General features: G+C 38.3%; 11 protein-coding genes. 2 read left to right on the top strand and 9 right to left on the bottom strand.

Annotation, left to right across the window (positions count from 1 at the left end; genetic code table 11):
* Positions 1 to 89: 89 nt before the first annotated feature.
* The gene (locus tag B154_RS0113660) at positions 90 to 1,565 is read right to left on the bottom strand and encodes an alpha/beta hydrolase-fold protein (protein WP_018614817.1); all 1,476 of its coding nucleotides are present in this window, start codon (positions 1,563 to 1,565) and stop codon (positions 90 to 92) included.
* Between the two features lie 127 nt (positions 1,566 to 1,692).
* Here B154_RS0113660 and B154_RS0113655 point away from each other — a divergent pair, with 127 nt between their 5' ends.
* On the top strand, positions 1,693 to 1,923 hold the full coding sequence (locus tag B154_RS0113655; RefSeq protein ID WP_018614816.1) for a hypothetical protein: 231 nt from the start codon (positions 1,693 to 1,695) through the stop codon (positions 1,921 to 1,923).
* A 27-nt stretch (positions 1,924 to 1,950) separates the two neighbouring features.
* Here B154_RS0113655 and B154_RS33890 read toward each other — a convergent pair whose 3' ends face one another.
* The 8 genes from B154_RS33890 to B154_RS0113600 form a co-directional block, all read right to left on the bottom strand.
* The gene (locus tag B154_RS33890) at positions 1,951 to 2,163 is read right to left on the bottom strand and encodes a DDE-type integrase/transposase/recombinase (protein WP_425423112.1); all 213 of its coding nucleotides are present in this window, start codon (positions 2,161 to 2,163) and stop codon (positions 1,951 to 1,953) included.
* Positions 2,164 to 2,316: 153 nt separating this feature from the next.
* Positions 2,317 to 2,394, bottom strand: coding sequence for a DDE-type integrase/transposase/recombinase (locus B154_RS33885; RefSeq protein WP_083934961.1), 78 nt, complete (start codon positions 2,392 to 2,394; stop codon positions 2,317 to 2,319).
* A gap of 478 nt (positions 2,395 to 2,872) precedes the next feature.
* Positions 2,873 to 5,263, bottom strand: coding sequence for an ABC transporter permease (locus B154_RS0113640; protein WP_018614814.1), 2,391 nt, complete (start codon positions 5,261 to 5,263; stop codon positions 2,873 to 2,875).
* 632 nt (positions 5,264 to 5,895) lie between these two features.
* Positions 5,896 to 6,459 (bottom strand): dihydrofolate reductase family protein, encoded by a 564-nt coding sequence (locus B154_RS0113625; RefSeq protein ID WP_018614811.1) that lies wholly within the window; start codon positions 6,457 to 6,459, stop codon positions 5,896 to 5,898.
* Between the two features lie 201 nt (positions 6,460 to 6,660).
* Positions 6,661 to 7,035, bottom strand: a complete 375-nt coding sequence (locus B154_RS28560) for an SRPBCC domain-containing protein (protein ID WP_018614809.1) — start codon at positions 7,033 to 7,035, stop codon at positions 6,661 to 6,663.
* Positions 7,036 to 7,095: 60 nt separating this feature from the next.
* Positions 7,096 to 7,395, bottom strand: coding sequence for an antibiotic biosynthesis monooxygenase family protein (locus B154_RS0113610; protein ID WP_018614808.1), 300 nt, complete (start codon positions 7,393 to 7,395; stop codon positions 7,096 to 7,098).
* A 487-nt stretch (positions 7,396 to 7,882) separates the two neighbouring features.
* Positions 7,883 to 8,251, bottom strand: a complete 369-nt coding sequence (locus B154_RS0113605) for a VOC family protein (RefSeq protein WP_018614807.1) — start codon at positions 8,249 to 8,251, stop codon at positions 7,883 to 7,885.
* A 65-nt stretch (positions 8,252 to 8,316) separates the two neighbouring features.
* The gene (locus B154_RS0113600; protein WP_018614806.1) at positions 8,317 to 8,757 is read right to left on the bottom strand and encodes a DUF1569 domain-containing protein; all 441 of its coding nucleotides are present in this window, start codon (positions 8,755 to 8,757) and stop codon (positions 8,317 to 8,319) included.
* 955 nt (positions 8,758 to 9,712) lie between these two features.
* Here B154_RS0113600 and B154_RS0113595 point away from each other — a divergent pair.
* Positions 9,713 to 11,428: a GMC oxidoreductase gene (locus B154_RS0113595; RefSeq protein ID WP_018614805.1), complete on the top strand. Its 1,716-nt coding sequence runs from the start codon at positions 9,713 to 9,715 to the stop codon at positions 11,426 to 11,428.
* The last annotated feature ends 63 nt before the right edge of the window (positions 11,429 to 11,491 follow it).

The raw sequence follows: 11,491 nt of genomic DNA, 5'->3' as shown, positions 1-11,491 counted from the left end.
AAAGACAGAATTACCGCAAGAAAACACCTACAAAGTAAAATTGCTTTGCGTGCCGTGGCAGTAATCAATGATCAACGGTGTTTCTTGTCTTAGCGAATAAGGTGGGCAATAAATTGGTTGTACTTCTGTTGCAAAAATTTATATCCGTCGCTTTTGTATTTAGAAGTTGAAACGGTAAAATGGTCTCCTGGATAGTAAGCAAATACAAAACCCGATTTAAGCTTTTTCATTTCTTCATCCAATAGATGAACTGCATAATTTAATAAAAAATTATCTTGCTCGCCTACGCTTACTCTCACTTTTCCATCAAGTTCAGTCTTTATTCGATTCCAATTGTCTCGGAGGTATAAGCAAATGTCATAATTTTTCCAATGACTAACTGTTACTGAATCAATCTCACCTGTATTAGGATTGCAAAGTTTTCGTGGGCTTCCATCCAAGTTTTTTTGACTGAATACTGCGTCAAAAGAGTGCGCTTGTTCACCACGAGAAATAATATTTTCCATTTGGTAGACTTGTTTCATCGAAGCCCATGGAATTCGACCTGCTACAGTTGCTGTCATTCTCAAAGAACTGTCATTAGCATAAAACAAATTGTGGTCTTTGTATAAATCTATTTGCTGAAGATTTCTAAAATCAACGGGATCAGGTGCACTTGACCAGCAAGCTATAAAAGTTTTAGGATAGTGTGTTTGCAACCATATAACAGTCCACCCGCCGCTGCTGTGCCCGGTTAAGAGTTTAGCAGCATTGCATCGAAACTTTTTTTCAACTTCAGGTAGTAATTCTTTTATCAGTGCATCACTCCATGGGCCGTTATTATCGCTGTTTGCATATACTGAATGCCCTAAGGAACAATTGCCATCAAGAAAAACCCGGATACAGGCTGTTGTATCCATGGGTGATGCCGGATCATTTTTACCTGAAAAATCATGGTAGTCGTGTCCATAACCTGATACCCAATAAAGTACTGGAAATTTTCTTTCCGGTTGCTCGTCATATTCCTTTGGAAGCAAGACTGCGGCATTAATTGTTGTTGGTCTTTTATAAAAGGCTGTAAGCACTGAAGACGAAGCTTTTATTTCTTTACTGTACTGGGTTTCTACAAATGATTGTTCTTTAATCACATCGTCACACAACAAGTTAAAAACTTCATCTTTTTTTTTGGTAAATCTTGTTTTCACTGATTTGTTATACATGTTTCCGGCACTATTTCCTATAGAACGATCTCCTAAATTCCTATCCCAAACAGCTTGTACATAATACTCTGTCCTTTCTATAGCTGATAAGGGAACAGGATAGGATACAGCAGCGTCATCAAATAGAACAGCTTGGTTTGGTTTAATATTTTTTACAGCAATACGATAACAAGGGAAAAACTCGATTCCCACATCTGCATCTTTCGGATTTTTATTTTCTTTAGAAAGGTATAAAAATACATTACCGGTAAAGTTTTGCCGAGAAGCAGCGGGTGTATAACGGATGCTGAACTTTTGGGCAATTGTCGAAGAATATAGCAGGACAAATAATATTAAGTAAAATGTAGTTTTAAATGTATGATCCATCAAAATTATTTTTAAGTATAATCCAATATGTCTGCTAACGTAAAAGCATTGGAGAAGGTGGCTCGAAATCGATCTGCAGTTTAAAATGTTCAATTTTAATTAAAGGTAATAGTTCAGTCATTACCGAATGTTGATTAATGTGGCAGGCAGCATAACTTCTGCCGGGAGCACAGCTTTGGATGTACTTGAAGAATCTCCCGGGGTAATTGTAGACACAAATAAATTTATGCCCTTGAATATAGTAGTGCAGATGCTGGCACGCATGAGCGCAGATAACCTAGAAAAGATAGAGATCATCACAAATGGTTCGTTTTCATTAAGCACGGGTATGGTGTCTTTGTCGCGTCTGTCGAAATAAAACTATTATTATCAGTTTCCCTGATAATTATCCCGCTGTAGAACAAAATGTTTTGAAATAAGTACACTTTGGAAAAGTAACATGTTCCTTTTTAATCATCCTTACTATTTCTATTCCTACCAACGTCCTTGATGCTGATTCAAGACTCTTAAAACCTGACATATTCTGAATTCTCCACTTTATAAATCTATGATCCCCTTCTACCCTATTATTTAAATAATTACACTGTCTAATCCCCATCATCTTTTAAGGACCTGTTATTGTAAGTTCTGATAGCTTCCTTATTAGCTCCGCTCTTATCAATATTAACCCCTTGTGACAGCCATTATTACTAATCGATTAAAAGAAATTTATGCGCTGTTAGTTTACATCTCCGCCTGGTTAATAGAAAATCTACTGTCTTTTTTCCTTTTCAACAGCTCTGTACAAGTACATCCACTCTCCTTTCACCTTAATATAAGTTTCATCCATCCTCCAGCTTATATTAACTGATTTTCTTCTTTACTTTAATCCAGCTTCAATTAATGCAGTAAAAACAAATAATGGCTGACACTTTAGAAAGTTTAAATAGAAGAAGGTAAGGCCAGGGCGAACTCGGTTCTGTTGTGCGGACCATGAAAGCCATGGAAATGTTTTATTGCAGGGCAGGTGATGGGGATGAAATGGAGGATGAGTTGAATCAATAATTATTCATTGCTTTATTTGATAATCCCTAAAGTTTTTTACAGGATATTGTATCCCGTCTGGACTTTCCTTTTGCAATTTTTCTAAAATTTCAATTTGCCTTAAACCCATTATTTACCCGGTTATGCTGCTAATTTAACATCGAAAATAATTTCAACCGTGCGCCGATTCCATTGCTCCTGGACTTGGCCAAGCAGCCACAACTATACCGAGTGCGACGCAAGCAAAGCATAGTAGCACATAAGCTTAATTCATAAATATATTCTTACTCCGTCCGCAAATTATCAGCGGGATTAGCCAGCGCTGCTTTTGCGGAATGAAACATGGCGGTGGCGGAGGCGGTGATGACAATCACCAACGCAGATACAACGAACGGTAAGATGGATAAGCCATTGTTGTAGGGAAATACTTTTAACCACTTGCTCATAAAATACCATGCTACAGGGAAGGCAATACCGGCAGAAATAAGTGCAAGCCACAGGTAATTTTTGGTAATTAAAGCAACCACTTGCAGAATGCTTGCTCCCATCACCCTGCGAATGCTGATCTCTTTTTGTTTTTGCTGGGTGGTAAATGCGGTAAGTCCTAACAGGCCAAGGCAGGTTATGATAATGGTGAGGACGGAAAAGGCGGCGAAAATCTTTCCACGCTTTTGGTCGGCGGCATATTGCGAATTGAAATCTTCGTCGAGGAACTTGTATTCGAAAGGAAGTTGGGGGAAATATTTCTTCCACGTAGCTTCTACTTTTGCAATGGTGCCTGCAACATTTGCTGCTTCTGTTTTTAGTTGAATCACGTTGCCATTAGGGCCGTAGAATAAAAGCAGCGGCGCAATTGGGTTGTACAGCGACTTCTGGTTGAAATCTTTAAAAACGCCTACCACTTCCAGGTAATTGTTTGTGGTATCCCCCGGAAATTTTATTCGTTTGCCAATGGGTTCTTTCCATGCAAATTGTTTAGCCATCGTTTCATTTACCACAATGCTATGTGCAGTGTCGGCAGCGCTCGAAAAATTTCTGCCCTTCACCATGGTGATGCCAAGTGTAGGAAAGTAGTGTTCGTCAACGGCATAGCATTCTATACCCTTGTCAACTTTACCGTTGTCGGTTTCTATCGTAAAAAGGTTCAGGTTAATATTGGGTGCACCGGGATAAGAATTGCCGGTGCCAACATCCTTTACACCAGGCAGGCTCCGGAATTCATTGTTCATAGAGTTGATCTTGCCACGCTCATCCTGCCCGGTGTTTACCGTTACCGTCATTACCTGCGCCTTGTTAAAACCGAGATCTTTTGAACGCAGAAACGAAAGCTGGGCGTACACTACCCATGTGCAGATGAGCATGACCATGGCAATTGAAAACTGCAAAACAACCAGTGTTCGTCGCAGGTTTACGTTGCCTGAGGCTTTGGAAAGTGATCCTTTTAAAATGCTGATAGGATTAAAACCAGACAGGTAAAGAGCAGGATAACTACCACCAACCAATCCTGTAAACAAAGCTACAAACAGCAACAAGAACAGGTTGAAAGGTTGCAGCAAATTGCCTACTGTAAATTCTTTTCCCGACATTAAATTGAAAACACGCAACAAGAGTATCATGAGCACCATACTTAGGAAGACGGCTACGAAAGCCGTAAACAGCGACTCGCTTAAGAATTGTGCTATTAATTGCCTTCGGTTAGAGCCGGCAACTTTACGAACGCCGATCTCTTTTGCCCTGCTTGCAGACCTTGCCGTAGTAAGGTTCATGTAATTAATGCACGCTATCAGTAACATAAAAAAGGCAACAGCAGAAAAGATCCAGATGTACGACATGCTTCCCAACTCTTCGGGCTCGTATTGCAGCTTGGAATGAAGGTGAATGTCGGTGATGTTCTGCACATCGTATCGCATGCTTACATTGAATTGTTTAAAGATCGGTTCAACAAATTTGGTGTACACATCTGCCAGCTTTTTATTGAATACATTAACGTTGGTTCCGGGTTTTAAAAGCAGGTAGGTGAAGTTGCCAAAGTTGCCCCACGCATAGGGGTTGTCTTGGTTTTGCCTGAGCAAGGTTGAGAGTGAAATAAGCATGTCGTACCGGAAATGCGAGTTTTTGGGTACATCTTCAATTACCCCTGTTATACGGTAGGTATCATACACTGATTTCAATGTTTTTCCTACAGCTGGCGTGTTTTTGCCAAAGTATTTTTCTGCAAGCGTTTTATTGATGACTATATCAAATGGAGCTTGCAGTGCGAAACCTGCGTTGCCTTCTATAAACTTGTGATCAAATACTTTAAAGACTGTGCTATCAGCATAAAAAGCTTTGGTTTCATAAAAGCTGTTTTCGCCGCTTTTAAACAAGGTTCTTTCCCTGCCCTGGAAACGCACCATTTCTTCTACTTCCGGGTAATCCTTTTTCACCTGCGGGCCGAAAGGAATTTGAGTGAGAGTCCACTCAGTGTTCTTATCCTTTTCGTGGATGTAGGTGTTCACCCGGAAGATACGGTCCGCTTTTTTTTCGTAGCGATCGTAGCTTAATTCATCGGTAACATAAAAGATAAGGAACAGGCTGAAGGTAATGCCAATGGTAAGACCGAGCACATTGAGAAGACTATACCATTTGTCTTTTTTAAAATTGCGGAAAGCTGTAATCAGGAGATTCTTTAGCATGGCGTTAGTTTTTTAGGAGAGAGAATGTGGAGAGGATTAAAATTAGACAAGAGTACGTCGTAAAGCAAACCGCTCACTTATAGAAGTAAACCGTTTATCCTTATTAATATAGCTTTTAGGAACCGTTTAAATAATAATTTTTAAGCATAGTTGCCATCAAGTGTTATTCATAAATACACTGAAACTAACTCTTCCTTGTTTGCTTTCCCTCTAGTCATTGCCTGCCAATTTCTTATTTTGTGAACTGTCTTAATGCCTTTGGTAAATAAAAAAATAAACCACCCAAGATAAATTAGCATCAGTATCCAAAGGATTGTTCTCCAGATGGTTGGGCTGTTCAATGCTAATCATAATTTCTTTGGTTTATTACACCTATGGCACCTAAAGAGCTGGTTAAAAAGTCATGTAATCTGGTTGACCACGATGGCACGCTTATCCCAAATCCCATTACACTCAATGTTTGTTCAAAGGTTCCCGCCGTATGCATCCACGCTGGGGCAAATTTGCCTGGCTAAAAGATTTAGACGGAAATAGTTTATGTCTGCACAAGAAGTAGCATTTGCATACTGTTTTCCGGGAATGCTTGCGCTAACTTGTTGGCAGCCCTATTGTTCGTCAGAAGTTGAGTCGTTTCATCTTAGAATTGACTCTTTTGCTGGCTCATAGTAAAGTGTTATTGCACCAGAGCCAAATGTTTTTGTTTTTAGGAGTCTAAGACTAACTCTATCGTTTATGTCTTCAAATAATGGTAACCCCTTCCCTACAATAACCGGGTGAATACAGAGTTGATACTCATCAATTAAATTAAGTTTCATTAAGCTTACAATTAAACTCCGGCTACCAAATAAAATGTCTTTACCTGGTTGTTGTTTGAGTTCTAAAACTTCTTCTTTAATGTCTCTCTTTGCCAGCCTTGCAGTTTTCCATTCGACATGTTTCAACGTGTTGGAAAAAACAATTTTGGGAATGTTGTCTATTGTTACGGCAAATTCATCCACTGATTTGATACCAGTAGGTTTTTTTACTATAGGTGGCCAGTACTCCATTAGTTGGTAAGTTATCCTTCCATACAGAATGACATCTGCGTCGCTTAACAGATCAGTATAGGGTTGATGTATTTCTTCATCTGGGACGATTGCGGTGTGGTCGCAAAAGCCGTCAAGTGTCATATTGATTGCTGCAATTAATTTTCGCATACTAATTTGTTTAAATCAGTTATAAAAATATTTGTTGGTTAAAGTTTATGGTGTTGCAATAGGTTTCCTGCCAATATGCGGATTTATGCAAAAGCAGCTTAACTTTGAAAAAGCAGTAACAATCATCCAATTTGATTTTGATTAAGCGCTTGCTATTCCCCCATTCAATATTTCATTTTCAAATTTTTCTATTACTGCCTGCTAGTATTTTTTCATTTCATCTCTTTGCTTACTATTCAGTAATTTATCCTGATGAAAACTGATGGTTGTTTTTTCTTTGGAGGGAATTACTCTTATTTGTAAAGCAGCAGCGTTTGTCCAATGTTTTGGCTTCCAGCTTAGACGAATGTGTGAGTTCGGTTTGATGACATTTACTTTACCTTCAATTTCTTCTTCCGTTTTGTATGGTTTGCCTAATTCAAAATTTTCTACGCTGAGCTTTCCTAACCAGACTGAAAGCCCTTTTTCTGAAAACAAAAAATTCCAAAGTGTTTCAACAGGAACAGCAAAAGTTTTTCTAACGCCAATTTGAAATCCAACATCTTTTGTCTGTCCAACTACTTTTGTTTTTTCCATACATCACTATTTTATTCTGGAATAAATGCCGTTGCTCCATTTGCACCAAAAGCTACATTATTAGTAGTAGGTTTCATAATGCTGTACTGTTTTTTCAAACTCCAACAAATATTCTTTGTCTTCCGCATAGTATCTGGCTTTTTCATAGTCATTACCTGCAAACCTTATTATACTTTCTAAGTCTCTCCATTCAGTTACCGTGTAAAAATGGCAAAAGTCACCCTCTATTTTACGCAGTACTTTGGCTGAAATATTTCCCGGTGTTGCCAAATAGTCTTTCAAGCCTGTTTCCTGAATATATTGCAGGTACACATCGGCATCTTTTGCTTTAGTCCTGCCGTGCCATATTCTTGTTATCATGGTGTAGCTTTTATCATTTTCATTACTATTACTTCACTAGTGTTTGCGTCAATTGCGAATTAAATCCTTCATGCGACCTTTCTAATTTACTAATAATTCACAAATACCGAAGGATAGGTAGGCAGAAACGCCGGACAAAAAAACAAAAGTGGGTGCACAGAAATGAGTGATCCCTCCCGGTAGGAAAAGAGCTGGCGTTGTTCTTTGCAAATCTGTCGGTTGTTGTGTAACCGAAGTAATGTGAATTAGATAGCGGTATGATCAAGTGCCATAATGATCATTGTTATGTCCCTGACTAATTCAATACTCTGAAGTCTTTTCATATAAATTTTTAATATTTAGTTTTTGATTTCTTACTAGAAAAGAGGTGGATTTGTTGAAAGAAATTGTGCATTGTAAAACTTTCCATGTCAATGCCAAATTCTAACATTGCCCTATTACTGTTTTTTCTGTATGCTTTGAATATCGTTGTGCAATAATACCATTGTTAGCGACTAATAAATTGGCCAAAGTGCCATAAAATTCCGGAAGGGTCATGTACAAAACATTCTTTACCCCAATCGTAACTTAAGATTGGCTTAAGCTTTACGTCTGGATATTTTGCCGTAAGGTCTAAAGCCAGAAGATGTTGCCAATAAGTGTCTACGTCTTCAACCTCTACAAATATCATTGAATTATCTATCCAATCTTTTACATAAGCTTTTTGCAAATAGAAGCCAATCTTGTCTTTCTTAAATAAAGACATAGTTTTTGATAGGATGACTTCGTCAAATCCTAAGTCACTATAAAAACTTCTTGACACCTCATAGTCTTTCGCTCCAATGAAGGGCCTGATTGATGTTGCTTTATTATTCATTAGGGCAAAGATTAACTACATTCATTAATATTTCTCGCAACCATTAGCGGTTCGTTGTTTTGCAGTTATGCTCCAAATTGTCTTAAATGATGATCAGAATGTTTATACACGATATAACCTGTATTTTCTTTCGTCATTGCTCCAAAAAAAGGATGAATAAAGCCATCGTTTGAAAAATGCTCGTACTCATCCAGTAATTTAATCCATTTTCTTTTGCCTTCAGCCACATCAATATTCTCCTTAATTCTAAAAGAAGGAACAGTAGGTAAATTTTTTTTCATTGGTTCATCCTTCATCATACTTTTTAAAGCCATTTTACCAAACAACTTGCCGAGGAAGGATTGTTTATATTTCTTTTTACCTAACGCCATTTCATCCCATTGCGTACAATGCTTCAACATTTGTGAAACATTCATTTTGCCCCACTGAGCTGTGCTATTTTCATTAAGTGAATTAATTCGATTAATCAATTCTTCTCTTGTTAATTTGTCAAATATTGTTTTCATAATTGCATTAAATATAATTCAAACATACGCCGCTTAAATAAACGAGCGGGGCGTGAAAGCGTCATAATACGTACGTAAATGCGACATTTTGGATCGTTTACCTTATTACTTATGTATCTTACTTCTTACAATGACCACTTACAGTGAGGGCAGTTATTAGTACAGGTATTTGAAATACTCATGCTTCATGATTTGTGGTGGATAATTAAAGATTGAAAAGATTACTGTTAAGTTCTTCAGCCTGTATTACATCTTGCTGGCAGGCATTTTTTTGAGGATAACAGGTGAATTCCACCAATTGAGTTTAGAACTTGTCAAACACCCTTTTTACAAAGACAGTTTAATTTTTGTAAAATTCTAGGTTTCAAATTTATAAGTACAATGCAAAACTGTTGTCGGACAAAATCCAAATTAATGGCAAAACCTATAATTGAGTTTGCTGCTTTCTTTGTTTAAAGGAAAAAAGCCTGGAAACGAGCCAACCTTCAAGGGTGGGCTCGTTGTCTTGTATTTTAAAAATTAGGATTAAGTGTAATGATATTAGCCAGTTGAAAATGCTTAGAAGATTAATCATTAATCATATAAACAAAGTTAGGCTTAGGCCGCCGTAGCGCAAAGAAGCTTACCGCATAAACACAGCTCCTACCCTGCTTACGCGCACATTTATTCCGATCTTTAATGGTTGCTGTTTCTTGCATATAAGTAAAATTAATTAAAGAAACTTGTTATTATCCAAAAGCAATGTGGAAAGATGTAGTTGTAATAAAATGGTACTAAAAGAAAACTAAAAAAGTAGTAAGGGGTTTTATTGGATCAAGGGATATGGAGAGAGGTTTTATTGATCTTCTAATTCATAGTCCTAATTTAAAAAAATTTGAACATTACTTTTGTAGATGTTGCATTCAGCACATCATTTTGTTGATTATTATTTTATACTTGCATAAATAAATGCCTTATGGGTTTCAATAAATACTTTGAAGGTGCAACAAAGAATTCCTATGATGCTATAGTTATAGGTTCCGGTATAAGCGGAGGATGGGCAGCTAAGGAACTTTGTGAACGCGGACTAAAAACATTGGTTCTGGAAAGGGGACGAAACATAGAGCATTTGAAGGATTACCCGACTGCTACAAAAGATCCGTGGGAGTTTAAGCATCGTACCCAAGAACCTTTATCTGTAATAAATAATAATCCGGTAGTCAGTAAATGTTATGCCTTTACTGAGGATACGCAGCATTTCTTTGTAAAGGATGAAGAGCATCCATATGTTCAGGAAAAACCTTTTGACTGGATAAGAGGCTATCAGGTAGGAGGTAAATCAATAACATGGGGAAGAGCATGTCAGCGATGGAGTAATTTTGAATTTACTGCACCCGAACGTTACGGCTATGCTATAGACTGGCCAATTCGATACGATGATATAGCGCCTTGGTATTCACACGTAGAAAGGTTTGCAGGTATATGCGGCGGCAAAGATGGCTTAGAAGCTTTACCGGATGGAGAATATTTGCCTCCTTTTGAGTTCAGTTGCCTCGAGGCAGAGATACAGCGAAAAATTAGTGAACACTATAAAGATCGCTTTATGGTTCGGACACGTTGGGCTCATTTAACCAAGCCAGAACAGATCCATTTAGAACAGGGGCGTGGACAATGCCAGGCAAGAAACCTTTGTACAAGAGGATGTCCTTTCGGGGGATATTTCAGTTCTGTCTCTTCAACCTTGCCATGGGCAAATAAAACAGGAAACCTGACCGTCAGGCCACACTCGGTGGTACACTCGGTTATCTATGATGAACAAAAAGGTAAGGCTACCGGTGTGCGAATAATTGACGCAGTAACTAATGAGACAACAGATTATTTTGCAAAAGTTATATTTTTGAATGCCGCGTGCTTAAACACTAATCTGATCCTGTTAAACTCTACCTCCCGGCGCTTTCCCACCGGATTGGGAAATGATAATGGGTTATTGGGAAAGTATTTAGCTTTTCAAAATTACCGCGGGAGTGTTCACGGAACCTACGATGGATATAAAGATCGATATTTTTACGGACGCAATCCCACTAATCCTATCATTGCCAATTACCGGAACCTGCATAAACAGGATACCGATTATCTGGGAGGTTACTTAACCTTTGTCTGGGCAACCCGAAATGATTCCTTTACTGGTATCCCCAATGGTATTGGTGCTGAATATAAAGATGCCCTTTCTGAACCTGGGGTATGGACTGCCGGCATGTACATGCAGGGCGAAACTATCCCTAAAGAGAGCAACCACGTGCGGTTAAGTAAGGATAAAAAAGATAAATGGGGAATACCCCAACTCGTTACGTCTGTCGGCTACGATGAGAATGATGAGAAAATGGTAAAAGATTTTTTGAACCAAAGCGCAGAGATGCTTAGTATAGCTGGGGTTAAAGATATAATCCAGCATGATACCAAACAGGCCCCAGGCTTAGATATACATGAAATGGGAGGCTGCCGTATGGGTAATGACCCGAATACATCACTGCTTAATAAGAACAACCAGCTGCATTTATGCAAAAATGTTTTCGTAACTGACGGAGCATGTATGACCAGCACGGGCAATCAAAGTCCCTCAATTTTATATATGGCTTTTGCTGCAAGGGCCGCAAATTATTGCGCGGAAGAATTGAAGAAGGGTAATTTATAATCGGTGTGTAAAGTTATCTTACCTGCATCATTAATCTTGTTTGTATTAAGATTGATATTTTAG

The sequence above is a fragment of the Segetibacter koreensis DSM 18137 genome (assembly GCF_000374045.1).
Classification (GTDB): Bacteria; Bacteroidota; Bacteroidia; order Chitinophagales; family Chitinophagaceae; genus Segetibacter; species Segetibacter koreensis.
The sequence above is the reverse complement of the archived record's forward strand: the minus strand, read 5'-3'. Positions and strand labels throughout refer to the sequence as shown.

Coding starts and splice junctions, on each gene's coding strand:
- B154_RS0113660 (WP_018614817.1), bottom strand. CDS start 1,565: ATGGATCATACATTTAAAACTACATTTTACTTAATATTATTTGTCCTG.
- B154_RS0113655 (WP_018614816.1), top strand. CDS start 1,693: ATGTTGATTAATGTGGCAGGCAGCATAACTTCTGCCGGGAGCACAGCT.
- B154_RS33890 (WP_425423112.1), bottom strand. CDS start 2,163: ATGGGGATTAGACAGTGTAATTATTTAAATAATAGGGTAGAAGGGGAT.
- B154_RS33885 (WP_083934961.1), bottom strand. CDS start 2,394: ATGGATGAAACTTATATTAAGGTGAAAGGAGAGTGGATGTACTTGTAC.
- B154_RS0113640 (WP_018614814.1), bottom strand. CDS start 5,263: ATGCTAAAGAATCTCCTGATTACAGCTTTCCGCAATTTTAAAAAAGAC.
- B154_RS0113625 (WP_018614811.1), bottom strand. CDS start 6,459: ATGCGAAAATTAATTGCAGCAATCAATATGACACTTGACGGCTTTTGC.
- B154_RS28560 (WP_018614809.1), bottom strand. CDS start 7,035: ATGGAAAAAACAAAAGTAGTTGGACAGACAAAAGATGTTGGATTTCAA.
- B154_RS0113610 (WP_018614808.1), bottom strand. CDS start 7,395: ATGATAACAAGAATATGGCACGGCAGGACTAAAGCAAAAGATGCCGAT.
- B154_RS0113605 (WP_018614807.1), bottom strand. CDS start 8,251: ATGAATAATAAAGCAACATCAATCAGGCCCTTCATTGGAGCGAAAGAC.
- B154_RS0113600 (WP_018614806.1), bottom strand. CDS start 8,757: ATGAAAACAATATTTGACAAATTAACAAGAGAAGAATTGATTAATCGA.
- B154_RS0113595 (WP_018614805.1), top strand. CDS start 9,713: ATGGGTTTCAATAAATACTTTGAAGGTGCAACAAAGAATTCCTATGAT.